This is a genomic window from Streptomyces sp. NBC_00597 (assembly GCF_041431095.1).
In the GTDB taxonomy this organism is placed as follows: Bacteria; Actinomycetota; Actinomycetes; order Streptomycetales; family Streptomycetaceae; genus Streptomyces.
In genome coordinates, this window is the sequence record NZ_CP107757.1 from 5,742,479 (window position 1) to 5,765,394 (window position 22,916).

The 22,916-nt window shown below is 71.5% G+C and carries 25 protein-coding genes; 19 read left to right on the forward strand and 6 right to left on the reverse strand.

The features are described 5' to 3' along the window. Positions 1 to 1,278 carry an amino acid deaminase gene (locus OG974_RS26215; RefSeq protein ID WP_327285128.1) on the reverse strand — a complete coding sequence of 426 codons (1,278 nt, stop codon included), beginning with the start codon at positions 1,276 to 1,278 and terminating at the stop codon, positions 1 to 3. A 154-nt stretch (positions 1,279 to 1,432) separates the two neighbouring features. Here OG974_RS26215 and OG974_RS26220 point away from each other — a divergent pair, with 154 nt between their 5' ends. Together OG974_RS26220 and OG974_RS26225 are read left to right on the forward strand one after the other, a co-directional pair. After that, a complete protein-coding gene (locus OG974_RS26220) occupies positions 1,433 to 2,194 on the forward strand; it encodes an IclR family transcriptional regulator (protein ID WP_327285129.1) in 762 nt (253 codons plus the stop codon). Then, positions 2,191 to 2,628 (forward strand): RidA family protein, encoded by a 438-nt coding sequence (locus OG974_RS26225; RefSeq protein ID WP_327285130.1) that lies wholly within the window; start codon positions 2,191 to 2,193, stop codon positions 2,626 to 2,628. The genes OG974_RS26220 and OG974_RS26225 overlap by 4 nt, the downstream gene beginning before the upstream one ends. An 8-nt stretch (positions 2,629 to 2,636) precedes the next feature. Here the strand turns inward: OG974_RS26225 and OG974_RS26230 are convergent, their stop codons facing one another. Continuing rightward, positions 2,637 to 2,795 carry a hypothetical protein gene (locus OG974_RS26230; protein WP_327285131.1) on the reverse strand — a complete coding sequence of 53 codons (159 nt, stop codon included), beginning with the start codon at positions 2,793 to 2,795 and terminating at the stop codon, positions 2,637 to 2,639. Positions 2,796 to 2,967: 172 nt separating this feature from the next. On the opposite strand from OG974_RS26230, the gene OG974_RS26235 reads away from it, so the two are divergent. Further along, a complete protein-coding gene (locus OG974_RS26235) occupies positions 2,968 to 4,518 on the forward strand; it encodes a tetratricopeptide repeat protein (protein WP_327285132.1) in 1,551 nt (516 codons plus the stop codon). A gap of 58 nt (positions 4,519 to 4,576) precedes the next feature. Here OG974_RS26235 and OG974_RS26240 read toward each other — a convergent pair whose 3' ends face one another. Further along, positions 4,577 to 5,914: a M14 family metallopeptidase gene (locus OG974_RS26240; protein WP_327285133.1), complete on the reverse strand. Its 1,338-nt coding sequence runs from the start codon at positions 5,912 to 5,914 to the stop codon at positions 4,577 to 4,579. A gap of 125 nt (positions 5,915 to 6,039) precedes the next feature. After that, entirely contained in the window at positions 6,040 to 7,734 is a 1,695-nt protein-coding gene (locus tag OG974_RS26245; RefSeq protein WP_327285134.1) for a glycosyl hydrolase family 18 protein, read from the reverse strand. A 383-nt stretch (positions 7,735 to 8,117) separates the two neighbouring features. Here OG974_RS26245 and OG974_RS26250 point away from each other — a divergent pair, with 383 nt between their 5' ends. The 14 genes from OG974_RS26250 to OG974_RS26315 all read left to right on the forward strand — a co-directional run bounded on the left by OG974_RS26250 (position 8,118) and on the right by OG974_RS26315 (position 19,191). After that, complete coding sequence (locus OG974_RS26250; RefSeq protein WP_327285135.1) at positions 8,118 to 9,047, forward strand: hypothetical protein; 930 nt, start codon at positions 8,118 to 8,120, stop codon at positions 9,045 to 9,047. Between the two features lie 40 nt (positions 9,048 to 9,087). Then, complete coding sequence (gene cpaB / locus OG974_RS26255) at positions 9,088 to 9,789, forward strand: Flp pilus assembly protein CpaB (protein WP_329314396.1); 702 nt, start codon at positions 9,088 to 9,090, stop codon at positions 9,787 to 9,789. A gap of 7 nt (positions 9,790 to 9,796) precedes the next feature. After that, on the forward strand, positions 9,797 to 11,089 hold the full coding sequence (locus OG974_RS26260) for a CpaE family protein (protein ID WP_371644645.1): 1,293 nt from the start codon (positions 9,797 to 9,799) through the stop codon (positions 11,087 to 11,089). A gap of 3 nt (positions 11,090 to 11,092) precedes the next feature. Continuing rightward, a complete protein-coding gene (locus tag OG974_RS26265) occupies positions 11,093 to 11,482 on the forward strand; it encodes a TadE family protein (RefSeq protein ID WP_327285138.1) in 390 nt (129 codons plus the stop codon). A gap of 1 nt (position 11,483) precedes the next feature. Beyond that, the gene (locus OG974_RS26270; protein WP_329314398.1) at positions 11,484 to 11,888 is read left to right on the forward strand and encodes a TadE/TadG family type IV pilus assembly protein; all 405 of its coding nucleotides are present in this window, start codon (positions 11,484 to 11,486) and stop codon (positions 11,886 to 11,888) included. Beyond that, positions 11,885 to 13,231 (forward strand): CpaF family protein, encoded by a 1,347-nt coding sequence (locus OG974_RS26275; protein WP_327285140.1) that lies wholly within the window; start codon positions 11,885 to 11,887, stop codon positions 13,229 to 13,231. The genes OG974_RS26270 and OG974_RS26275 overlap by 4 nt, the downstream gene beginning before the upstream one ends. After that, complete coding sequence (locus tag OG974_RS26280; RefSeq protein WP_327285141.1) at positions 13,228 to 14,166, forward strand: type II secretion system F family protein; 939 nt, start codon at positions 13,228 to 13,230, stop codon at positions 14,164 to 14,166. Before OG974_RS26275 ends, OG974_RS26280 begins: the two co-directional genes overlap by 4 nt. Before the next feature lie 13 nt (positions 14,167 to 14,179). Beyond that, positions 14,180 to 15,073 carry a DUF5936 domain-containing protein gene (locus OG974_RS26285; protein WP_327285142.1) on the forward strand — a complete coding sequence of 298 codons (894 nt, stop codon included), beginning with the start codon at positions 14,180 to 14,182 and terminating at the stop codon, positions 15,071 to 15,073. A 3-nt stretch (positions 15,074 to 15,076) separates the two neighbouring features. Further along, positions 15,077 to 16,291, forward strand: a complete 1,215-nt coding sequence (locus tag OG974_RS26290) for a sensor histidine kinase (RefSeq protein WP_371644648.1) — start codon at positions 15,077 to 15,079, stop codon at positions 16,289 to 16,291. Beyond that, the gene (locus OG974_RS26295; RefSeq protein WP_329314402.1) at positions 16,291 to 16,974 is read left to right on the forward strand and encodes a response regulator transcription factor; all 684 of its coding nucleotides are present in this window, start codon (positions 16,291 to 16,293) and stop codon (positions 16,972 to 16,974) included. Before OG974_RS26290 ends, OG974_RS26295 begins: the two co-directional genes overlap by 1 nt. A 110-nt stretch (positions 16,975 to 17,084) precedes the next feature. Then, a complete protein-coding gene (locus OG974_RS26300; RefSeq protein WP_371644650.1) occupies positions 17,085 to 17,285 on the forward strand; it encodes a hypothetical protein in 201 nt (66 codons plus the stop codon). Further along, on the forward strand, positions 17,282 to 17,923 hold the full coding sequence (locus OG974_RS26305) for a pilus assembly protein TadG-related protein (protein WP_371644651.1): 642 nt from the start codon (positions 17,282 to 17,284) through the stop codon (positions 17,921 to 17,923). Before OG974_RS26300 ends, OG974_RS26305 begins: the two co-directional genes overlap by 4 nt. A 28-nt stretch (positions 17,924 to 17,951) precedes the next feature. After that, positions 17,952 to 18,539 (forward strand): hypothetical protein, encoded by a 588-nt coding sequence (locus OG974_RS26310; protein ID WP_371644652.1) that lies wholly within the window; start codon positions 17,952 to 17,954, stop codon positions 18,537 to 18,539. 4 nt (positions 18,540 to 18,543) lie between these two features. Then, on the forward strand, positions 18,544 to 19,191 hold the full coding sequence (locus OG974_RS26315) for an OmpA family protein (RefSeq protein ID WP_329314406.1): 648 nt from the start codon (positions 18,544 to 18,546) through the stop codon (positions 19,189 to 19,191). 161 nt (positions 19,192 to 19,352) lie between these two features. On the opposite strand, the gene OG974_RS26320 is transcribed toward OG974_RS26315, so the two are convergent. Beyond that, positions 19,353 to 19,910: a TetR/AcrR family transcriptional regulator gene (locus OG974_RS26320; RefSeq protein WP_328763493.1), complete on the reverse strand. Its 558-nt coding sequence runs from the start codon at positions 19,908 to 19,910 to the stop codon at positions 19,353 to 19,355. A gap of 123 nt (positions 19,911 to 20,033) precedes the next feature. On the opposite strand from OG974_RS26320, the gene OG974_RS26325 reads away from it, so the two are divergent. Both OG974_RS26325 and OG974_RS26330 read left to right on the forward strand, forming a co-directional pair. Beyond that, a complete protein-coding gene (locus OG974_RS26325) occupies positions 20,034 to 20,456 on the forward strand; it encodes a nuclear transport factor 2 family protein (protein ID WP_328763495.1) in 423 nt (140 codons plus the stop codon). Between the two features lie 89 nt (positions 20,457 to 20,545). Continuing rightward, on the forward strand, positions 20,546 to 21,376 hold the full coding sequence (locus OG974_RS26330; RefSeq protein WP_327285152.1) for an alpha/beta hydrolase: 831 nt from the start codon (positions 20,546 to 20,548) through the stop codon (positions 21,374 to 21,376). A 3-nt stretch (positions 21,377 to 21,379) separates the two neighbouring features. On the opposite strand, the gene OG974_RS26335 is transcribed toward OG974_RS26330, so the two are convergent. Continuing rightward, positions 21,380 to 22,420, reverse strand: coding sequence for an SGNH/GDSL hydrolase family protein (locus tag OG974_RS26335; protein WP_329314410.1), 1,041 nt, complete (start codon positions 22,418 to 22,420; stop codon positions 21,380 to 21,382). Between the last annotated feature and the right edge of the window lie 496 nt (positions 22,421 to 22,916).

The following is a 22,916-nucleotide window of genomic DNA, read 5'->3' on the forward strand; positions in this document are numbered from 1 at the left end:
CTAGAAGAAGGTGCGGACGTAGTCGGTGACCGTGCCGTCGGCCTCCACGACCGGGATCAGAGGCCACTTCTCGAAGATCGTGCAGGGGTGGGACATGCCGAGCGCCACCCAGTCGCCGACCTGCACGTCCTCGGCGGAGTCCGTCTCCAGCCAGGCGTGCTGGTCGGACAGTTTGACCACGCGGACGCCGCCGGCCGGGCGCTCCTCGCCGGTCAGGGCGTCGCGGACCAGCTCGGCCTCGGGCAGGCCCAGGTCGTAGGCGATGTCGCGCTTGCCGGCGTTGACGAAGGCCTGCGTGGGCGAAGGCCGGGAGACGACCTGGGTCCAGAGCCGGAAGGCGGGGCGCAGGCCGCCCTCCTCGGGGACCCGGTTGAAGGGGGTGAGGCGGGTGTACCAGCCGTGGTCGTGGGACACGTACGCGCCGGAGCGCAGCAGCCGCAGGACGGGCCGGGACAGCTCCGGGAGCTCGGCGAACACATCGGCGACGGCGTCGAACCAGGCCGAACCGCCGGCGCTGACGACGATCTCGTCGGTACGGGCGAACCGCCCGGCCTTGTCGAACTCGACGGCGAGCGCGGTGAGCCGGCGCAGGTACGCGTGGACCGAATCCGGGTCGGCGTCGGGGACCTCGGCCTCGTACCCGGCGACGCCGACCAGGCGCAGGGTGGAGGTCTCGGCCACGGCGTCGGCGACGGCCCGGCAGTCCTCGTCGGTCCGCGCGCCGGTACGGGCGCCCTCGCCGGCGCCGAGTTCGACGACGACGTCGACGACCTGGGGCTGCCCCTGCAGGGCCCGGTCCATCAGCTGGACGCCGCGCACGGAGTCGACGTAGCAGAGGAAGCGGAAGCCGGCGTCGGCGGCGAGTTCGGCGGCCACCCAGCGCAGTGCCGCCGGGTCGACGAGCTCGTTGGCCAGGAAGATCCGCTGGATGCCGAAGGCGCGGTAGACGCGGACCTGGTGGGGGACGGCGGCGGTGATGCCCCAGGCACCGTGTTCGAGCTGGCGCCGGAAGAGCTGCGGCGCCATGCAGGTCTTGCCGTGCGGGGCGAAGGCGAGGTCGTGGCGGGCGGCGTACGTGCCGAGGGCGGTGAGGTTGTGCTCCAGCGCCTCGGCGTCGAGGGTGAGCACCGGCGTGGTGAACCCGCCCGTGTAGAGGTCCCGGCGCTCGGCCGCCAGGGCGCCGACGGTGAGGCCGAGCGATGCGGCGTCCGGGGGCAGGCCCTTGAAGCGGTGGTCCACCGGTTCGGCCGCGAGGGCCTGGACGGGGTCACTGGGCATGTGCGGTGCCTCCCGAGGTATGGCGAGTGGTGTTGCAGGTCGTGCAACGGTCATTGCGTGTGGCGCTGCAAGCTGTCTAACATCCCGGGTGACGGCGGGTCAACGTCCGCCCTGCCGCGCGGCACTGCGGCAGACCGGCACGAGAGGGCGCGGCGTGAGTCAGTCGGTGGAGCGGGCGCTTCGGATCATGCCGCTGCTGGCACGGGGCCCGGCGGGCCTCGGCGAGGTCGCCGAGGAGCTCGACGTCCACAAGAGCACCGCGCTACGGCTACTGCGCACCCTGCACGAGCACGGATTCGTCTACCGCCAGCCCGACGGCCGCTACCGGTTGGGGGCCCAACTGTTCGCGCTCGCCGCGGAGGCCGTCGAGAACCTGGACGTCCGCACCATCGCCCACCCCCACCTCGTCGAGCTCAACCGGCTCACCGGCCACACCGTGCACCTCGCCCTCCACCAGGACGACGAGGTCGTGTACGTCGACAAGGTCGAGAGCCGCTACCCGGTCCGGATGTACTCCCGCATCGGCAGACCCGTCCCGCTCACCGTCGCCGCCGTCGCGAAGCTGCTGCTCGCCGACCTCCCCGAGGAGGAGCGGCGCAGCCTCGCCGAGCGGATCGACTACCCGCGCCACACACCCCGTTCCACCCCCGACGCGCAGGCCTTCCTGCGCGAGCTGGCCCTCGTACGGGAGCAGGGCTGGGCCACGGACCTGGGCGGGCACGAGGAGTCCGTCAACTGCCTGGGCGCGCCCGTGCGCGGGCCGGACGGACGGGTCGTCGCCGCCCTGTCCGTCTCCGCGCCGAGCGTGGTCGTCACCGCCGAGGGCCTGCTCGAACTGCTGCCGCTGGTCCTGCGCACCGCCGACACCATCAGCCGGGAGTACTCCGGTTCCGCACAGAAGGACGACACCCCGTGACCGACGCGACCCGCACGCCCCGCGCGACCGAGAAGACCGCCATCACGCCCGACACCCACACCACCCCGCCCGCACGGTTCTCGCACGGCGTCCGCAAGGGGAACGTCCTCCAGGTCGCCGGCCAGGTCGGTTTCCTCCCGCACGTGGACGGCCGTCCGCCCACCCCCGCCGGGCCGACCCTGCGCGAACAGACCCTCCAGACCCTGGAGAACGTCCGCTCCGTACTGGAGGCCGGGGGTGCGGGCTGGGACGACGTGATGATGATCCGGGTGTACCTGACCGACACCGGGCACTTCGCCGAGATGAACGACCTCTACGACGCGTACTTCGAGGAGCAGGGCCTGCGGGAGGCCCCGGCCGCCCGCACCACGGTCTACGTCGGCCTGCCCGCGGGCCTCCTCATCGAGATCGACGCTCTCGCCGTCCTGTCCTGAACAGCCCGTCAGAACGGCCAGTTGGCGCCCAGCCAGGCGCCACCCGCCGTGACGAGCGCGGAGCCCAGCCAGCCGATCAGCCGGGCCGGGCGCCGTGACAGGCTCATCTCGAAGGCGCCGACACGCAGCTCGAAGTACGGGCGGCGCGCGGGTGTGGACACGGTCATGGTGGAACTCCGTCCGGTCGAGGCCGGGGCGTGCGCTCCGGCCGTGACCACCAGCAGGCCACGGCCGCGCCCGTTCCCCCGCGTTCACGGACGGGCGCGGCCCGTTCCGGACGGCGGCCGGGACGTCCCGAACACGGCCCGCGGCGGTTGCCCGTGCGGAAGGATCGGCGCCATGACGGACTCATGGCGCCGGTTCCGCTCCGATCTGCGGGCGCTGAAAAAGGCCTCCAGAATGACCTTCCAGGAGATGCGGAAGGCGAATCCCCACCTGCCCAGGTCGAGCGTGCACCGCCTGCTGGAGGACGGGGACAGGAGGGTCGGCAAGTCGTGCACCGGGCAACTCGCGGCTCTGGTGGAACTCCTGCTCGCGCGCACGGCGCCCGGGGATCCGGCCGCAGCACCCTGGCGCGAGAGGACTTCCTGGCAGGGGAGATGGGAAACCCTCGACGACCGGGGCCGGCGCGACGCCCCGCCGGCCGGCGCCCTGACCGGCGGGGCGCTCGGCTGGGACGACCCGCTCGAACGGGCCGGCATGGGTACCGGGACCGAGTCCGCCTGGCTGACGGACGGCCGCCTCACCCGCATCGCGGCCGTGGTCGGCGAGCTGGCGGCACTGGGCCTCTACCGCCGGGCCTGCGACGTATCCCGGGAACTCCTGCGCTGCGCCGAGCGAGCCCTCGGGCCGCACGATCCGGGGATGCTCCCGGTCCGCCACGTCGTCGCGTACTGGACCGGGGAGGCGGGGGACGTGCGCACGGCGCGCGTACTGACCGCCGCCCTGTCCGCCGACTGTCGCGAAGTGCTGGGCGCCCGGCACCCGCTCACCCGGCTCGCCGCACTCCGCCTGGCCGCGTGGACCACCAGCGCCGGCGACCCGGCGCTGGGGCGCCGGCTCCACCGGGACCTGGCCGGCAGCGGGCCGGCCGACCGGATCACCCTGCTCGCCCGGCTCGGCGCGGTCCGTGCCGGCTTTCTGGCCGGCGATGCGGAGGAGGCCCTGGACCGCCTCGGCGGCCTGCTGCCCGACCTGGCCGCGGAGTACGGGCCGCACCATGCCGTGGTGCTGGCCGCCCGGGTGCGACAGGTCCGCGGGCGCCGGCAGGTGGGCGGACGGCGGCCGTGCACCCTGGACGCACTGGAGGGGCTCGTCCGCGAGGCGACCGAACACCTCGGTCCGGCACACCCCCTGACCCTGTACACCAGGGCCTGCCACGCCAGGTCCGTGTACCGGCACGGGGACCGGGCAGTCGCGTGCGGACTCGCGGAGGAGGCGTACCTGGAAGCCGTGCGGGTCAACGGCCCGGACCACCCCGACAGCCTCGGCGCCGGCGACGCGCTGGCCGTCATGCTGGCCCGTGCCGGTGATGCGGCGTCCGGGGACATGTTCCGGCAGTTGTACGAACGCAGCCGGAACACGCTGGGCCCGGACCACTACCGCGCGCTGCACATCGCCCACAACCTCGCCGTGGTGGTGCACGGCGACGACCCGCGGGCGGCCCGGCTGCTGTACGAGGAGGTGTGCGGGGCGAGGACCCGAGTGCTCGGCGCGGAACACCCGCACACCCTGGACACCCGGTTCGCCCTGGCCCACACGGTGCTGCTCGTCGAGGGCGAAGCCGCGGCCCGCCCGCTCTTCGAGGAGGTCCACCGCGCCCGTGTCCGGGTGCTCGGGCCCGCGCACCGCGACACGAGGCGCACGCTGGCGTTCCTCCCCGCCGCCTGAACGCCGAGCGGGGCGCCCCCCTGGCGGTGGGGCGCCCCCGGTCCGGATCCGCAAGGCGCTACGCGCAGTACTGCGACTGCTTCCCGATCGCGCGGTACATGCAGTCCGCGTTCTCCAGCAGTTGCAGGACGGCGTCGCGGTTGCGCGTCGTCTCCCGGTCGATCACCTCGTCCGGCGGGTAGAAGCCGCCCCCGCCGCCGGTGTCGGACGGGTACATCTCGAAGGTGTAGGCGAAGATCTTCTGGTTGCCCCACAGCCAGTCGTCGATCGTGCCGTCCGTGATGTACAGGTCGCTCGACTGCTCCGGGGTGTAGCCGTTGCTGTTGGCCATGCTCGTGCCGATGGTCTTGTACACGGCGAGGTCATCGGCCGTCAGGCCCGGCGCCGTGTCGTTGTACGTCCACCCGAACGGCCACAGCACCAGCTCGCTGTACGTGTGGAAGTCGATGGCTGCGGTGATCTGCTGCTTGCCACCGACCACGCGGCTGCGGACGAAGTCCGCGACCACCTTCACCTCGGGGGCCGACTCGCCGGCCGCACCGCGGTAGGTCTCGGAGCTCTTGCTGCCGCTGGAGCCGCCGCAGCAGCCCCACTTGTAGTCCCAGTTCCGGTTCAGGTCGGTGCCGACGTACGACGAGCCGGAATTCGGCTGCCGGTTCTTGCGCCAGGAGCGGTAGGAGCCGGTCGCGATGTCGTACTCGCCGCCGTCCGGGTTGAGGTCCGGCACGATCCAGATCTCGCGGGCGTTGACCATGTTGGTGATCCGCGTGTCGCTGCCGTACTTGGAGCCGAACTCCTTGAGCAGGTAGAGCGCCATCTCGACGGTCAGGTGCTCGCGGGCGTGCTGGTGGTGCGTGAAGAGCACCTCGGGCTCGTTCTCGTCGGTCGCGACGTTGTCGCTGATCTTGATGGCGACGATGTCCCGGCCCTGGTATGACTTTCCGATCACCTTCTTGCTCATGATCGAGGGGTACTGGGCGATGCGCTGGTCGATCTCCGCGCTCGCCTCGGCGTAGTTGTGGTACATCGAGTCCTTGGACGGGAAGTCCATCGGGCTCGCCGTGACACCCCGCTCGGAGCGGTCCGGCGGCCCGGGCAGCGCGGTGAGCTCGTAGCCGAGCGCCCGCAGTTGCGCCGCCTGCATGGTGTCGGCGCTGACGACGACCGAGCGGGCGTCGACCTCGTCGATCGAGACGCCCGTACGGAGCAGGGCCGTTCGCTCGGCCGCCGTGGCCGGGCCCTTGATCTCGTACTGGTTGATCGCCTCGTCCTGGGTGGCGGTCGAGGGGGTGGGCGGCGGGGCCGCCGTCGCGCTCATGCCGTAGGCGGGTGCGCCGAGCGCCAGAGCGAGCAGGGCCGCCGTGACGGCGGCCCTGCGTCGGGTGTGGAGCCGCATGCGTTCTCCTGGGTGGGAGTGTGGGGGTAGCCGTGCGGACGCGCACAGCGTGCTCTTGTGGCATGTCCCGGTCAAGAACTGCATTCCGGCCAAAATGCCGGGACGGCCACCCCCACACGTACCGCCTAGGGCAAGCCGTGAACCTTCGGACCCACCGCGTTGGACCAAGCGCCACCCGCCTTGGCGTCCCAGTTGGTCGACCAGGTCATCGCACCGCGCAGCCCCGGGTAGGTCTTCGACGGCTTGAAGGACCCGCAGTTCGTGCCCCTGGTCAGGCAGTCCAGCGCGTTGTTCACGACGGTCGGGGAGACGTACCCGCTGCCCGCGCCGCTCGGCGAGGCCGGCACGCCGATGCCCACCTGCGAGGGGTCGAGACCGCCCTCCAGCTGGATGCAGGCCAGTGCGGTGAGGAAGTCCACCGAGCCCTGCGCGTAGACCTTGCCGTCGCAGCCGTTCATCGAGCCGCTGTTGTAGTACTGCATGTTGACGACGGTCAGGATGTCCTTGATGTTCAGCGCCGTCTTGAAGTAGCCGCCCGCCGTCGACTGCATGTCGATGGTCTGCGGCGCCATCGTGATGACGAGCGACGAGCCGGCCTTGGCGGACAGCGAGCGCAGCGCCTGCGTCATGTAGGTCGGGTTGAGGCCGTTCTCCAGGTCGATGTCGATCCCGCTGAAGCCGTACTCCTGCATCAGCGCGTACGCCGAATTCGCCAGGTTGTTCGCGGAGGCCGGGTCGTTCACCGAGATGGTGCCCTTCTCGCCACCGATGGAGAGGATGACCGACTTCCCGGCCGCCTTCTTCGTGGCGATGTCGGCCTTGAACTGGGCGACGGTGTAGCCGCCGAGGCCGGCCGAGTCGAGGTTGAAGGCGATGGCCCCGGGCGTGGTCGTGGCGTCGGCGAAGGAGACGGCGACGATGTCGTACTGGGACGGGACGTCGGAGATCTTCTGGACGGTCGCGCCGTTGTTGAAGTTCTGCCAGTAGCCGGTCAGCGCGTGCTTGGGCACCGACGGGTTCGGGTTCGGGTTCCCGCCGCCGGTCGTCGTGCCGGTCACCGCCGCCGACTTCGGGCCCTCGCCGGCCGCGTTGTACGCGCTCACCTGGAAGGAGTACGAGGTGGCCGCGGCGAGCCCGGTGATCTGGGCGGGGGAGCCGGACACGGTCTTGACGCGGACTCCGTCCTGATAGAGGTAGTAGCCGGTGGCCCCGCTGACCGCGTTCCACGAAAGGGTGAGCCCGTTCGCGCTCTGGCCGGAAACGGCGGCCCCGGCCGGGGCGCCGGGAACGGACGGGCCGGGGTCGGTGCCGCCGCCCCCGTCCGGGCCGAAGACGCTGAAGTCGTCGACGACGTAGGCGGGCTGCCCGTACCAGCCGTGCGTCCACACCGTGACCTGCGTGGTGTTCGGCCCCGTCGTGAACGTGGTCGACAGCTGCTGCCAGCCGCCGCCCGAGCCGGGGGTCCAGGTGGACGCGTCCTGCGTGCCGGTGCCGGTCACGCCGAGGTAGACGTACGAGCCCTGCACCTGCTCGCCGAGCGTGTACGTCGAGTTCGGCTTGACCGTGACGGTCTGACTGCACTGCGCGTTGTCCTGGCCCGACGGGGTGCCCCTGAGGGCGGCGGCCCCGGCGTGCACGGGGGAGGAGACGACGGCCCCGCTCCCGGCGGTGCAGGTCCAGTTGGAGAGCCCGGACTCGAAGCCTCCGTTGCGGGCGACGTTGACGTCGGCGGCCTGCGCGGTGCCGGTGGCGAGGGCGGTCAGACCGCCTGCGGTCAGGGTGGCGGCGCCCAGGAGGGCGAGCGGGCGTATGCGGTTCACGTGGTCTCCGTGGGGGGAGAAGGGGATGTGAAAGGGGGCGGTGGAACACGCGGGTCAACGCCCGGAGCCATGGGTGGGGGAAGCCCCGTCGGTGGGTGGCGACGCGCTGGCCCCAAGTTGGTCCAGACCAATCCCCGTGTCAAGACTCTTTGCAATGTGGCTTGAATTGATTGGGCATCCGATCCCGGTTGTCCGGTTTTCCCGCCACCTGTGCCAAGGGCCTCCTGGACGGGAATCACCAAGGCCCTGCCCTGCCAGGGACGACGCGGATATGGTGCTGGGGCAAGGGGGAAGGGCACCGATCGTTTGCGGTCGCGCAGGGGTGCGCGTACGTGGCGGCGGCGCCGACACATGGGGCGTACGGGGTGAACAGGGGGATTCGCGTGCCGACCGCCATTGCCGTCACCAGCGCCGATCTGGTGCTGCCGGCCCCTGACCGGCACACGCCGCCGGCCGTCGTCCTGCATCCGCCCGGACAGCTCGACCTGGCGGGCGCCATCGCCGAGGCGAGCGCCCTGCTGGAGCGCCACGGCCACCTCGTGGCCGTCGTACCGCCCTGGCTGCCCACGGCGACCGTCCAGCGGCTGCACGCGGTGCGGGCCATCCTCGAAACCGACCGGATCGCGCTCCTCGACATCGATCTGCCTCCGCTGGCAACGGCCCTGCTGGTACGTCAGCTGCGCCAGCTCAGCGTCTGCGACTTCAGCCCCGGGATCATCGCCTCCGCCGCCCGGCTCCTGTCCCACTACATCCACGCCGGGGCCCTGCTGGGCTCGGTCGCCAAACTGGACCGGGTCCCCGTCGGCCTCAAGGCGCACGCCCGGTCGTGGTCGCCGAGCGCGCAGTTCGCCGTACTGGCCCACCCGACCCCGCACCTGGCCAAACTGACCGGCTCCGGTGGCGGGGCGCACGGCGGCGGCGCGCACGGCGGCGGCTCCGGGCTACCGCCCGGCCCCGCGTTCGCCACCCACCTCACCTTCGCGCGCGGCCAGCTCGCCTCCGACTGGGTGGCGGCCGAACTCGCCCCCGCCTGGCGGGTCCAGGGCGTGATGGAGAACCCGCTCCCGGCCGACTCGCCCGTCTGGTGGGCCACGCCGAAGCTCGTGGAATTCGCCGCCGCCATCCCGGACCCGGCCGTGCTCTACCAGCTGGTGGCTTCCGTCCGGCGCGAGCAGTGCCACTGGTGCGGCCTCGAACTCATCGGCGACCGCTGCGGGTTCTGCGCCGCACCGCTGACCGCACCGCCGCCGGCCGGGAACGGGGGCCGGAGCGCGCCCCCGGCCTTCTCCGGCGCCCCAGGACCAAGACACTGACCGCCCCGAACGATCGAAGAACGGCGAGGTAGTACGGCACATGAACTCACGCCAGCGCCGCGGCGTCATCCTGCTGGTCCTGTCGGTCCTGTGCGCCCTCGCGGCGTTCGGCGGGGTCCTCGTGGTGATCGGCGACGTCAATTCCAAGGTCGGGGCCGAGGTCGTCGCCTACCGCGCCAAGGGCGACATCGCGCCGTACAGCCCGCTTTCGCCGGGCCAGTTCGAGGAAGTCTCCATCCCCAAGCGCTGGTTGGCCGACACCGCCGTCACGGACCTCGGGCAGCTCAAGGACAAGATCACGCTCACCACCCTGCGCAAGGGCTCGCTGCTCCAGGCGGGCATGTTCGTCGACAAGCCGCAGCTCCAGCCCGGTGAGCAGGAGATCGCCATCATGATCGACGCGGCGACCGGCGTCGCCGGAAAGATCTACTCCGGCGCCAAGGTCAACATCATCGCCACCTTCAAGGGCGCCAAGGACACCGAGCCCTCGCGCTCGGTGATCATCGTGTCCAACGCCCGCGTCCTGAACGTCGGCAAGCTCACCGCCCTCGACAAGGACAGCGACAAGAAGGGCCCCGCCGAGGCGGTCCCGATCACCTTCGCCCTGAACACCAAGGACACCCAGCGCGTCGCGTACGCCGAGTCCTTCGCGGAGCACGTACGCCTGGCCCTCGTGGCCCCCGGCACCGACTCCGCGCCCGGTGCGGGCGACCGCACGTACACCCTCGACGGGGACAAGTGAGGCCCGGATGACCACCCGAATCCTCCCCGCGGCCGGCGACCCGGACGCCGCCCGAGCCATCTCCACCCTCCTCAGCCAGCTCCCGGCCGCCGAGCCGGGCGCCCCGGTCCCCGACTCCACCACGCTGCTCGACACCCTGGGCCGGCTGGCCGCCGAGTCCATCGACGAACTGCCCGAGGTCGTCCTCGTCCACGAGCGGATCGGTCCGGTGCCCGCCCTCGACCTGATCCGCGAGGTCGCGCTCCGCTTCCCGGCGGTCGGTGTGGTGCTGGTGTCCTCCGATGCCGGCCCGGCGCTGTTCTCGGCCGCAATGGACTCCGGCGCGCGCGGCCTGATCGGTCTGCCGCTCGCGTACGAGGAACTCGCCGCCCGCGTCCAGTCCGCCGCCCAGTGGTCCGTGGGAGTGCGCCGCCACCTCGGCCGGGGAGCCGACGTGTTCACCGGCCCCGGCGGCAGGGTGGTCACCGTCACCGGAGCCAAGGGCGGCGTCGGCACCACCTTCACCGCCGTGCAGTTCGCGCTCGCCGCGGCCGCCTCGGGACGGCGTACCGCCCTGGTCGACATGGACCTCCAGGCCGGCGACGTCGGCTCGTACCTCGACGTGCAGTTCCGGCGCTCGATCGCCGACCTCGCCGGCATCCAGGACATCTCGCCGCGGGTGCTCCAGGACGCGGTCTACGACGACCGGACCGGGCTGGCGCTGCTGCTGGCCCCGGCCGACGGCGAACGCGGTGAGGAGGTCGACGAACGCGCCGCCCGGCACATCCTCGCCGCCCTGCGCAGCCGGTACGAGCTCGTCGTCATCGACTGCGGCACCCAGGTCACCGGCGCGAACGCGGCGGCGGTGGAGTCGGCGGACGTGGCCGTCCTGGTCACCACGCCGGACGTGGTCTGCGTACGCGCCGCCAAGCGCCTGGTCCGGATGTGGGAACGGCTCCAGGTCCGCAAGGCGGAGGACACCGCCATGGTGGTCAACCGCTGGAGCAAGCACACCGAGATCCAGCCCGCGCTGATCGAGAAGATCACGAAGACCCGGGCCACCCGGACCCCGGTCCCGGCCGCCTTCAAAGAACTCCAGGCGGTCATCGACGCGGGCCGGGTGCAGGACCTCGACAACCGCTCCACCGTCAAGCAGGCGCTGTGGACCCTGGCCGGCGAACTCGGTCTGCTGACACCCCCGGCCACGGCGGAACCCGAGGCCGCCGCCCCGGGAAGCCCGGGCACGGCCCTCGCGGTACGGCCCCCCCGAGCGGTGGCCCGCACGGCCGGCCCCTGGCTGCGCCGCGGCCGGGAGGGCTGACGGATGCCCGCGCGCAGACCCGCCCGGGCCGCCCGGGGCGGTCGCGGAGACCGCGGCCAGGTGGCGGTCGAGTTCGTCGGCATGGTGCCCCTGATCCTGCTGCTCGTGGCGGCGGTGTGGGAGTGCGTACTGATCGGGTACGCGTTCTCCCTGGCGGGCAACGCGGCGGACGAGGCGGCCCGGGTGGGCGCGGTGCACGGGGACGGGGCGTGCGATGCCGCGGCGCGCCGGCACATCGCCGGCGCCTGGCACATGAGCGTGCAGTGCGGTGAGGCGGGCGACGTCTACAAGGCGACCGTGAAGCTCAACCTCCCGGTCCTCTTCCCGGGCCTGGACATCGGCACCCCGATCACGGGCGAGGGCGGATCGGCGAAGGAGCGGGGAGGGGAGTGAGATGAACGCAAGACGCGACCGGGGGCGGGGCCGAGGGCGGGGCCGCGGCCTCGGCCGGGACCGGGGCCAAGTAGCCCTGGAATACATCGGGTTCATACCCGTTCTGCTGTTCGTCGCGCTGTGCGGGATCCAGCTCGGCTGGGTCGGCTACGTCCACCAGCAGGCCGAGACCGCAGCCCGCACCGCCGCACGCGTGGAGGCACGCAAGCCGGGCGCCGGGTCGGCGGCCGGCACGGCGGCCATCAGCTCCGGCCTCGACGCGACGGTGAACGTGACCTCGGGCCCGGACGCCGTCACCGCGAAGGTGTCCATCCCGATCAAGTCCATCGTTCCCGGCCTCTCCATCGACCCCGCCGAGGCCACCGCCGTCATGCCCAACGACGATCCCGAGGAGACCGGACCATGAGCCTGCGCTCCCGGGTCAACACCCCCGACGACCGGCACGGTCCCCGCGAGGACGGCCGGCTGGTCTCCGCGTACCGGGCGAAACTCCTGGAGGAGATCGACCTCGCCGAGATGTCGGCGCTCGCGCCGGCCGAGCGCCGGGCCCGGCTGGAGCGCGTCCTCGGGCACATCATCAGCCGCGAGGGCCCGGTCCTGTCCACCGTCGAACGGGCCCAGCTGATCCGCCGGGTCGTGGACGAGGCGCTCGGTCTCGGTGTGCTCGAACCGCTCCTCGAAGACGCCTCGATCTCCGAGATCATGGTCAACGGACCGGACCAGATCTTCGTCGAACGCGCCGGCCGGGTGGAGCAGCTGCCGCTGCGCTTCGCCTCGCACGACCAGCTGATGCAGACCATCGAGCGGATCGTCTCCACCGTCAACCGCCGCGTCGACGAGGCCAATCCGATGGTCGACGCCCGCCTGCCCAGCGGCGAACGCGTCAACGTGATCATCCCGCCGCTGTCCCTGACCGGGGCCACCCTCACGATCCGGCGCTTCCCGCGCGCGTTCACCCTGCACGAGATGATCGGCCTGGGCTCGTTGGACGAGCAGATGCTCCTCCTGCTGTCCGGCCTGGTCCAGGCGAAGATGAACGTCATCGTGTCCGGCGCCACCGGCACCGGGAAGACCACCCTCCTCAACGCCTTGTCCGGCCTGATCCCGGAGGGCGAACGGATCATCACCATCGAGGACTCGGCGGAGCTCCAGCTCCAACAGGCGCACGTCATCCGCCTCGAATCCCGCCCGGCGAACGTGGAGGGCAAGGGCCGGATCACCATCCGCGACCTCGTACGCAACTCCCTGCGCATGCGCCCCGACCGCATCATCGTGGGCGAGGTCCGCGGCGGCGAGACGCTCGACATGCTCCAGGCGATGTCGACCGGCCACGACGGCTCCCTGGCCACCGTCCACGCGAACAGCGCCGAGGACGCCCTGATGCGCCTGCAGACCCTCGCCTCGATGTCCGAGGTCGAGGTCCCCTTCGAAGCCCTCCAGGACCAGATCAACAGCGCGGTGAACGTCGTCGTCCAGCTGACCCGCTACGGGGACGGCTCACGCCGCGTCACCGAGATCGCCATCCTCGACTCGCACGGCCGCGAACCCTTCCGCATCACCACCGTCTGCCGGTTCGCCGCCCAGCCGATGGGCGCCGACGGCCGGGTCCACGGCCACTTCGAGTACTTCCCGCTGCCGCGCCGGATCGCGGACCGCCTCTACATGAACAACCAGCCGATCCCGCAGGCCTTCGGGGTCGCCGTGTCCGACGACCAGCTCGCCACCCGCATCACCCGGACAGCCCTGTGAACCCACTGATCCTCCTCACCCTCGGCGCCACGCTGCTGACCTGCGTCCTCGTCGTCGCCGGCGTCCACGCCTACGCCGCCGGCCGCGCCCAGCGCGCCGCCCTCATCGAACGCCTCGCCACGGACGGAGCGCCGGAGCCGACGGGCCGCAGACGCCGCTTCTCCGGTGTGGACCGGCGCCTGCGCAAGACCGCGCTCGGCAAGCGGATCGAACTGAAGCTGGCGGTGACCGGCCTGGACCTCACTCCCGGCGAGTTCTTCGTCTACATGCTGATGTCGGTCGCCGGCGTCTGGCTCGTCGCGGCGAGCTTCCTGGCCCCGTTCTTCGGCCCCGTGGCCGGCCTGATCGGCCTGTGGGCGGCCGACGCGTTCCTCAACTGGCAGCGGGCCCGGCGCACCGAGCGCTTCATCAATCAGTTGCCCGAACTCGCCCGCATCCTCGCCAACGCCACCCAGGCCGGGCTGGCCCTGCGCACGGCCATCGCCATAGCGGCGGAGGAACTGGAGGCACCGGCCGGCGAGGAGCTCTCGCGCGTCGCCGACCGCCTGGCCGTCGGCCACTCCATCGAGGAGTCGCTCGGCGAGATCGCGCAGCGGCTGCCCTCCCGGGAACTGGTCGTCCTCGTCTCCACCCTCGTCCTGTCCGCGCGGGCGGGCGGTGCGATCGTCGGCAGCCTGCGCAACCTGACCGTGACGCTGGAGCAGCGCAAGGAAACGCGGCGCGAGATCCGCACCCAGCTGTCCCAGGTGACCGTGACGGCGTACCTGGTGCCGGCCATCGGGCTCGGCTCGTTGCTGCTGGTGAACGTGATGATGCCGGGCGCCCTGGACCGGATGACCGGCGCGTTCATCGGCCAGACGGCGGTGCTGGTGGCGATCGGGCTCTTCACCCTGGGCTTCGTCCTGATCCGCCGCCTCTCGAAGATCGACGTGTGAGGGGGCGACGGACATGACGGCTCTGCTGCTGGCCCTGCTGCTGGGGGTGTCGGTCTTCGGCGCCTGCCACGGCATCCGCATCTACCGCGCCGAAACCAAACTGCCGAGCGACCTCGCGCTCGCCCTGGAGGTCGGAGCCACCCGGACGACCGCCGTCGGCTCGGCCGTCGACCGGATGGGCATCCGCTGGGCGCCGCTCGTCCTGCGCCTCATGGGACCGAACCGGGTCGCCCGCAAGCGCCGCCAGATCGACATGGCGGGCAACCCGGCCGGCCTGACCATCGACCGGTACGCGGCGCGCCGCGCGGTGTACGGGTTCCTCGGCGCCCTCGGCGCCTTCTCGATGCTGATCAACGGGCAGCTCGTACCGGCCCTCCTGATGGTCGCCTTCGGCCTGTTCTGGATCGAGGTCGGCCTGTGGTCGGCGATCCGGGTCCGCCGCGACCACATCGAGCGGACGCTGCCGGACTTCCTGGACGTGCTCGCGGTCGTCGTCAGCGCCGGGCTCGGCTTCCGGCAGGCGCTGGAGCGGGTCGCCGCCAAGTACGAGGGACCCTGGTCCGACGAGATCCGCATCACCCTGCAGCAGATGGACATGGGCGTCAGCCGCCGCCAGGCCTTCGACGAGCTGCGCCGGCGCAACGACTCCGAGCAGGTCGCGCAGTTCGTGACCGCGCTCCAGCAGGGCGAGGAGCTGGGCTCGCCGATCGTCGAGACGCTGATCGCGATCGCCGAAGACATGCGCCGCACCGATGCCCAGAACGCCCGGCGGCGGGCGGCCCGGGCCGTGCCCAAGGCCACGTTCGCGGTCACCATGTTCATGCTGCCCGGCACGCTGATCCTGCTCGTGTGCGGCTTCGTCTACGGCGCGGACGTCGACTTCGGCGCGATGCTCGGAGGCGGATGAGCCGTGGCCGTCCTCCAGATCCCCCTGGCCGCGTCGCGCGGAGGAGCCCGCGCCACCCACCGGCAGGCCGGCCCCTCCCTCACCCTCCAGGCCAACGCCCTCCAGTCCCTGTGCCGCCGGGTCTTCGCGTTCCGCATGGTGATGATCGGCCTCGGCGCGCCACTGGCCCTGGGACGCACGGCACGCGGCGGGCCGACGTACCTCGTGGGCGGCGCGGTCCTGCTCACCTTCATGCTCTCCTACGTGCTCTTCCGCGACTGGGAGCGCTTCGGCCCGCTGCTGCTGCGCCACCGCTGGCTACTGGCCCCGGACCTGGCGTGCTCCGGGCTGCTGCTGGTCACGGCCACGCCCAAGTCGCCCCTCGGCTTCGCCGTCCTCTGCACGCCCCTGCTGGCCGGGCTGGTCCACGGATGGCGCGGCTCCGCGGTCTACGCGGCCCTGGCGGCGGTCGCGGTGGCCGCCCTCGCCGGCGGGCCGACCGTGGCCGCACTGTGCCTCCTGGCGGGCGCGGCCGGCGCCTCCCTTCGAGACCTCCTCTTCCGCTTCGGCTCGGCCAGCCAGGCCCTGACGGAAACCCGGGCCCGGCTGGCCGTCGCCGAGGCGGTGCGCGCCGAACGGGACCACCTGGCCCGCGAGATGCACGACTCGGTGTCGAAGACCCTGCACGGCCTGGCCCTGGCGGCGGACGCCCTCGCCCGCACCACCGACCCGGCCGCCCTGCGCCGGCAGGCCGACCAGCTCTCCGGCGCGGCCCGCCGGGCGGCGGCGGAATCCCGCGAACTGCTGACGGACCTGCGGCGCGACGCCGAGGCCCCCGGGGCCTGCTTGCTGGGCGGGCTGCGCCGCACCGCGGCTGCGGCGAACGCGGAACTCCACACGCCGCAGGCCCTCCCCCCGCTTCCCGCCCCGGTGGCACACCACCTGCTCGCGGTCACCTCGGAAGCCCTGGAGAACGCCCGCCGCCACGCCGGAGCCACGCGCGTCACGGTCTCGGCGGCCGTCGACACCACCGACCTCACCCTGAGCATCGAGGACGACGGCCGGGGCCTGCCGCCCGACGCCCTGCACCGCAGCGGCCACTTCGGGCTGCTCGGCATCACGGAACGCGCGGCGGCCATCGGCGCCCGCCTCCACATCGGCGCCCGGCCGACCGGCCCCGGCACCCTCGTCCGCCTGGACCTCCCGCTCGCGGCCCTGACCCAGGAAGGGAGCCCGTGATGCCGATCCGCGTGCTGATCGCCGACGACAACCCGGTCGTACGGGCCGGCCTGGCCGCGCTGCTCGCCACGGCAGGGGACATCGAGGTCATCGCCCAGGCGGCCGACGGCCGCGAAGCCCTGAGTCTGACCCGCCGGCACGCCCCCGACGTGATCCTGCTCGACGTCCGCATGCCGGGCGTCGACGGCATCTCGGCCCTGCCGCACCTCGTACAGCTGGCGCCCGTACTGATGCTGACGTACAGCCAGGAATCGGAAATCGTCCGAGAGGCGCTCCTCTTGGGCGCGGGCGGCTACCTGGTCCACGGCGAATTCACCCCGGAAGACCTGCTCCGCGCGGTCCGCGACGTCCGCGAGGGCCGGGCCCACTTCACGACGACGGCGGCGACCGCCCTCCTCGCGAACCTCCGGACCTCTTCGCAACCGCAACGATCTGTGGCACAGTCTCCAGAGCGGATGCACAACTCGGTTCTCTTCAACCTGAGTTCGAGGGAGGTGGAGATCATGGATCTGATCGCGTCCGGGATGAGCAACCAGCAGATCGCGGCCACCTGCTTCATCAGCGAGAAGACGGTCAAGAACCACATCAACCGCATCTTCGCGAAGCTCCAGAGCACGAGCCGCAGCGAGGCGATAGCCCGCTGGCTGGGAACGGCCCGTCCAGGGGTGACCGGTCATGGGTAGACGGAGTGCGCAGTGGGTCCGTAATTGGGCCCCGGGACCCTTGGTTATCACCGGTGACTCCCCGTACGGTCCGCAAACCAACAGCGGCACCGGCCCGGGAGGGAACCCCCATGTTGCAGAACACCCTGGCGAGGCTCCGGAAGCGGTACACCCACAAGCCCCCGACCGATCGAGGCCAGACGGCCTTCGAATACCTGGGCATCATCCTGGTGGTCGTGGTGATCATCGGAGCCATCGTCGGCACGGGCATCGGCCAGGCCATCACCAATCGGATCGCTACTGCAGTTGCATCGGTCACTGCGGGGAAGTGACCTCAGAAAGGGTCGACGACCGAGGGCAGGCCTTCCCCATCTACATCGTGGTGGTGGCCGGCATGCTCTTCGCCGCGTTCGCCTTCTTCGTCGTAGGGCAGGCGGCACTTACGCGCAGCAATGCCCAAGGTGCCGCCGACGCCGCGGCCCTCGCGGCGGCACGCAATGCCCGAGATCACCTGGTGCCGGGCTTGGATTTTGCGAAGTTCAAGCCAGAGGACTGGGAGGAGGTCCTTCGCGGGGATTTGCTGGATTCGACCGGCGCCTGTGAAGAAGCGAGCGGCTTCGCGGAGCAGAACGACGCGTCGGCGACGTGTGCGCCGTCGCTACGCAAGTTCACGGTTGAGGTGACGACCAACGGGACAGTCGGCAAGTCGGTCATCCCTGGAACTGACGGCGTGCACGGGAAGGCGCACGCAACCGCAGCGATCGAGCCGCGCTGCACTCTGGGCGATGCCCCGGACCCTGCTCCCACCCCAGCTCCTTCTGCCACCCAGACCCCTATTCCGACGCCGACCTCGGCGTCATTTGTGACGTTCAAGTGCAAGGGCGGAAAGGCGTTGGTGCTGGACCCTTCGAAGCCCGACCCCTGGCGCAAGCTGGCCAGGACCCTGTTTGACGTGCACTTGGTCGATTGACAGTGAATGAGAGAAGGAAGCGGCATAGATGAGCACTCGGCACTCGGTGAAGGTCCGCGGGGGAGCAGCCGCTGTAGCTGCGGCGGTTTTGGCGATCACGATGGCCGGTTGTGGTGGGGGTGACGACAGCAAGCCCAAGGCGGGCCAGGCTGCGTCGTCGAATACCCAGGGAGCCGCATCCCAGTCGCAGGACCCCGGCAGTAGCCCCAAGCCCACGCCGACCGAAGTGCTCGCCACCGTGAACGGCGAAAGCGGCATGACTCTCACCATCAACTCCGCGGTGCGTGACGCGGGCGGATTCCTTACGGTCAGTGGCCAGTTGAAGAACACCGGCAGTCAGGCTTTCGCCAGTACTGCGGCATGGCGAGGCAATGAACTCAACAGTAGCGGGGCCTCGGTCGCGGGTGTCACCTTGGTCGACAAGGCCGCTAAGAAGAGGTACTACGTGCTGCGCGACACAGACGGGCGGTGCCTGTGCACTACCGGCCTGACCATCATTGAGGCCGGCCAGGCGGTTCCGTTCTTCGCGCAGTTCCCGGTGCCTCCGAACAACACCACTCAGGTGGACTTCAACCTGCCCACCTTCGCCACGGCCACCATCAAACTCTCCGGGTGACCCCATGAATAAACGCCACCGCGTCTCCGCTGCGACAGCCGTCGCCGGTCTCGTCATCGCCGGGGCCCACTTCATCGGCGCGACGAGCGCCCACGCCGATGACGTCAAGCCGTCCGTACCCCCCGGCACCGAACCCTCCGCCGCCGCTCCCGTGCCCATCGACTCCGATGCCCCCGGGCTGAAGATCCCCCAGGGCGGAACCCTGGCTCCGATCAAGGTGCTCGACATCGCCGAGGTCGTCGAAGACCTCGGCGGTGAGCAGCGGCGGCAGGAGACCAACCAGTCCGTGATGATGGCGCTGCAGTCCGAGGTGCTCTTCCCCGAGAACAGTGCCGTCTTCAACGCCCAGGCCGCCGCCCGGATACAGGCCATCGCCAACGAGATCAACTCCCAGAAGGCGACCCGTGTCCGCATCTTCGGGTTCACCGACGACCAGGGCAGCTACGAGCACGGCCAGGAGCTCTCCAAGCAGCGTGCCGACGCCGTTCAGGCCGAGCTCGCCAAGACCGTCACCAGCCCCGGCGTCATCTACGACGTCCGGGGCTACAGCGAGGACTACCCGATCGCCGACAACAGCACCGAGGAAGGCCGCAAGAAGAACCGCCGCGTCGAGATCACCTTCCCCCGCACCACCGCCGCCGGTGGCAGCTAATTCGCTGACGGCTCGACGGCGGAAGTGCTCCGCCGTGCGCTGGGTGATGCCGACGGCCGGGGCGGTGTGGATGTCGTAGACCGGCGAGGGCTCGGTTTCGCCGTACAACCCGCTGATCAGCTCGACGCCGGTCACGATCCCGAGCAGTCCGTCCAGCCCGACTAGTTCGGCTGTTGGGTGGCCCGGAGCAGGGTCGACGCCGCTTCCCGGGCGCGGTGTGCGGGTTCCGGGCCGGGGTCCAGGGCCGCGACCACCGTGGCGCCCTCGACCAGGATCAGCAGCTGGTCCGCCAGGTCCTCGCGGCCGGGGCCGGTCAGCTCCGCCAGCAGCTCCCGCAGCTCTGCCTTGTGGCGGCGTACGACGTCCAGTACCCCCGCGGGGCCGGTGCCCAGCTCTCCGTACGCGTTCAGGAAGGCGCAGCCCCGGAACTCCGGCTCCGAGAACCACCGCGCCAGCCAGTCGAAGAGCGCACCCGTCGCCTCGACCGGATCGGCGGCCTGCGCCACCGCGGCGCGCAGGCTCGCCGTCCAGCGCCGGTCGCGGCGTTCGAGGTAGGCCGTGACCAGTGCTTCCTTGGCCGGGAAGACCTTGTAGAGCCGCTTGAGCGGCACTCCCGACGTGGTGCGGATGCGGTCCATGCCGACGGCCTGGATGCCCTCGGCGTAGAACAGCGCCTCCGCCGTGTCCAGCAGCCGGGTGCGGGCCTCTTCGTCGTTCATGACGGCAGCGTAGCCCAGAACCGCTTGCGTCGAGAACGATCGTTCTCTATCGTCCCCCCTCAGTGAGAACGATCGTTCTCCGTTCTTCCTCCCTTCATCCCTTCGTCCGACCGAGGTGCACCCATGACCGTCCCCGCCGTACGCCCGCCCGTGCCGCCCTTCACCGAGGAAACGGCCCGGGCCAAGGTCCAGGCCGCCGAGGACGCCTGGAACAGCCGAGACCCCGAGCGCGTCGCCCTCGCCTACACCGAGGACTCGGTCTGGCGGAACCGCGACCGCTTCCTCACCGGCCGCGCCGAGATCCGGGCGTTCCTCACCGAGAAGTGGGAGCGCGAGCTCGACTACCGCCTCCGCAAGGAGCTGTGGGCGTACACCGGCAACCGCATCTCCGTCCGCTTCGAGTACGAGTGGCACGACATCGCCGGCCAGTGGTGGCGCAGCCACGGCAACGAGCAGTGGGAGTTCGAGGGCGACGGACTGATGCGGCGGCGCGAGGCCAGCATCAATGACGTCCCGATCGACCCCGAGGACCGCCGCCTCACCTGAGCCGCGGGCAGGTGTGCCGCGCGCCGGCCCGCGGTATGTCTGTGCGCGGGCGCTCGGACCCCCGGGCGCCCCAGGTGAGGAGACTCGGCATGGCACGGGCGCGGGTGAACGGAGTGGACCTCTTCTACGAGGTCGTGGGCGAGGGTGAACCCCTGGTCCTGGTCCACGGCTCGTGGGTCGACCACGAAACCTGGCAGCGCGTCGTGCCCCGCCTCGCGCAGTCGTTCCGGGTGCTGGTCTACGACCGGCGCGGCCACAGCCGCAGCGAGCGCCCGCCAGGTCGGCGCAGTCGGCGGCAGGACGAGGACGACCTCGCGGCCCTGATCGAGATGCTCGGCGCCCCGGCCCATGTGGCCGGGAACTCTTTCGGGGCCTCGACCGCGCTCGGCCTCGCCTCCCGCCGCCCCGAGCTGCTGCGCACCCTGACCGCGCACGAGCCCCCGCTCCTGAGCATCGTGGGCGACGGGGACCGGGAACTGCGACCGCTGATGCAGGCCATGCAGACCGCCCTCGACGGGGTCGTCGCGGCTCTGGGGGCAGGTGAGCGTCGGGTCGGCGCGCAGCGGTTCGTGGACGAGGTCGTCAGCGAGCCGGGCGGCTGGGAGCAGGTGCCGGAGCGCTTCCGGGAGACCTTCACCGCCAACGCCCCCGCGTTCGCGGCGGAACAGGCCGACCCGGACTGGTCACGCATCGACCTCACCCGCCTCTCCGGTCATCAGGGCCCCGCCCTGCTGACCTTCGGCAGCGAGAGCCCGCCCTGGTTCCCGGTGATCGTCGGCAAGCTCGCGACCGCGCTCGGCCAGGCGCGGATGCGGACGCTGGTGGGGGACGGACACGTCCCCCACCTCACCCACCCGGAGCACTATGCCGACGCCCTCGTCGCCTTCATCCGCTCCTCGGGCCGGGCCCTGGCCGGGTGAGGGTCATCTGCTGCGGGCCGCCAATCCGGTCAGGGCCCGGGTGACCAGGTCGGCCTGGTGGGTGGCGCCGCGGAGGTTGGGGTGCAGGACCGTGCACGCCTCCCCGTTGCCGGGGACCATGCGGCACAGCCCGGAGGGCGGGTCGCTCTGGGTCCCGGGGCCGGTGAGGTTGTCCTTGATCCCGTACATCCACCGTTGCTCCGGCCCCGCACATACGCCGTGCCCGGTGCTGGAGGCGTACGTGTCGACGTAGACCGCGCCCGCGCGTTGCGCCTGTGCGCGCAGGACGGTGTTGACCCGGCGCTCCAAAGTGTCGAGGAAGGACATGTCCCCCTTGGTGACGGTGCCGAGCTGGCGCCACGAGCCGAACGAGCAGCCGGTGCGGTCCGCGACGATGGCCGGGTAGCCGACGACGGCCACCTTGGCGCGGGGTGCGCGGGCCTTGATCTCCTTGAGGACGGTCGCGAAGTCCGCCTCCAGGGCGGTGAACCTGCCGTTCAGCGGGCCGGCGCCGGGACCGCGCGTGTAGTGCGTGGAACAGGGGCTGCCGATCCCGAAGGCCGCGACGCCCTGCTCGACGCACTTCTTGATGATGTCGATGAACCCGACCGAGTTGCCCCCGATGCCGAGGGTGACGAGGTCGGTGGCGGCGGTGACGGCCTTGATCTGGGCCGGTCGCGGGGCCCAGCCGTTCCGGGGCGGGACGGACGGGGGACCGCTCAGCTCGGTCTGCGGCTCCAGGACCCCGGCTCTGACCTCGGCGGCGGAACACGTGGCGTCGGTCAGGCGCACGCCCAGACGGCGGGCGGTCTGCTGCGGGTAACTGGAGGCGGAGCGGCCGCAGCCGTCATTGGTGGCCCAGGGGCGGACGAAGGCGCCGGCGCTGTAGGAGTCGCCGAGGGCGGTGTAGTCGAGGGCGGTGTAGTCGAGAGCGGTGTGGTCGAGGGGGGCCGCTGGCGGCGCGGCCGTGGCGGGGACCGGGCCGGCGGTGAGGGCCATGAGGGCGAGGGCGGCCACGACGGCCGACCTGGTGCGGGATGGCATGACGGTGTCCTTCGCTCGGGCGCCGTACGGCCGATCCGGGTGGCGCACTTCACTGAAGGTAGCCAATCTGATTACGCAGAGTAATTGTCCGGCTCGCAAACCCCCGGATCGAGTGACGGGACGGACTTGGTGGCGCCCCGGTGACCTTCGCGTGTCGCGATGGGTGCATCGTCCACACGGCGCCCACGCCTCCCCGATGATGCGGCGCCGGTCGAATCTCGACGTCCGTCCCAGGGGGATCATGCGACCGTCCGTCGTAGCGCTGGCTCTCGTCGGCGTCCTCGCGCTGACCGCTTGCGGGGGAGGGGGTGAAGGGGCCGGTCCCGACCAACCGTCGAAATCCGAGACCGCCGCCCCCGACGCACCGGGCAAGGGCAAGGGCAAGAAGGTCCAGCGGGCACCGCTGGGCGAAACCCTGACCCTCCGGGATCAGGAGGGCGGCGAGCAGCTGGCCGTGACGGTCAAGGAATGGGGCCGACCCGGCGGCAGGGGCCGG

What these genes read in the sequence shown, in the direction of transcription:
- OG974_RS26215 (WP_327285128.1), bottom strand. Translation starts at nt 1,278, where the DNA reads ATGCCCAGTGACCCCGTCCAGGCCCTCGCGGCCGAACCGGTGGACCAC.
- OG974_RS26230 (WP_327285131.1), bottom strand. Translation starts at nt 2,795, where the DNA reads ATGACCGTGTCCACACCCGCGCGCCGCCCGTACTTCGAGCTGCGTGTC.
- OG974_RS26235 (WP_327285132.1), top strand. Translation starts at nt 2,968, where the DNA reads ATGACGGACTCATGGCGCCGGTTCCGCTCCGATCTGCGGGCGCTGAAA.
- OG974_RS26240 (WP_327285133.1), bottom strand. Translation starts at nt 5,914, where the DNA reads ATGCGGCTCCACACCCGACGCAGGGCCGCCGTCACGGCGGCCCTGCTC.
- cpaB (WP_329314396.1), top strand. Translation starts at nt 9,088, where the DNA reads ATGAACTCACGCCAGCGCCGCGGCGTCATCCTGCTGGTCCTGTCGGTC.
- OG974_RS26260 (WP_371644645.1), top strand. Translation starts at nt 9,797, where the DNA reads ATGACCACCCGAATCCTCCCCGCGGCCGGCGACCCGGACGCCGCCCGA.
- OG974_RS26265 (WP_327285138.1), top strand. Translation starts at nt 11,093, where the DNA reads ATGCCCGCGCGCAGACCCGCCCGGGCCGCCCGGGGCGGTCGCGGAGAC.
- OG974_RS26270 (WP_329314398.1), top strand. Translation starts at nt 11,484, where the DNA reads ATGAACGCAAGACGCGACCGGGGGCGGGGCCGAGGGCGGGGCCGCGGC.
- OG974_RS26275 (WP_327285140.1), top strand. Translation starts at nt 11,885, where the DNA reads ATGAGCCTGCGCTCCCGGGTCAACACCCCCGACGACCGGCACGGTCCC.
- OG974_RS26285 (WP_327285142.1), top strand. Translation starts at nt 14,180, where the DNA reads ATGACGGCTCTGCTGCTGGCCCTGCTGCTGGGGGTGTCGGTCTTCGGC.
- OG974_RS26295 (WP_329314402.1), top strand. Translation starts at nt 16,291, where the DNA reads ATGCCGATCCGCGTGCTGATCGCCGACGACAACCCGGTCGTACGGGCC.
- OG974_RS26300 (WP_371644650.1), top strand. Translation starts at nt 17,085, where the DNA reads ATGTTGCAGAACACCCTGGCGAGGCTCCGGAAGCGGTACACCCACAAG.
- OG974_RS26310 (WP_371644652.1), top strand. Translation starts at nt 17,952, where the DNA reads ATGAGCACTCGGCACTCGGTGAAGGTCCGCGGGGGAGCAGCCGCTGTA.
- OG974_RS26315 (WP_329314406.1), top strand. Translation starts at nt 18,544, where the DNA reads ATGAATAAACGCCACCGCGTCTCCGCTGCGACAGCCGTCGCCGGTCTC.
- OG974_RS26320 (WP_328763493.1), bottom strand. Translation starts at nt 19,910, where the DNA reads ATGAACGACGAAGAGGCCCGCACCCGGCTGCTGGACACGGCGGAGGCG.
- OG974_RS26325 (WP_328763495.1), top strand. Translation starts at nt 20,034, where the DNA reads ATGACCGTCCCCGCCGTACGCCCGCCCGTGCCGCCCTTCACCGAGGAA.
- OG974_RS26330 (WP_327285152.1), top strand. Translation starts at nt 20,546, where the DNA reads ATGGCACGGGCGCGGGTGAACGGAGTGGACCTCTTCTACGAGGTCGTG.
- OG974_RS26335 (WP_329314410.1), bottom strand. Translation starts at nt 22,420, where the DNA reads ATGCCATCCCGCACCAGGTCGGCCGTCGTGGCCGCCCTCGCCCTCATG.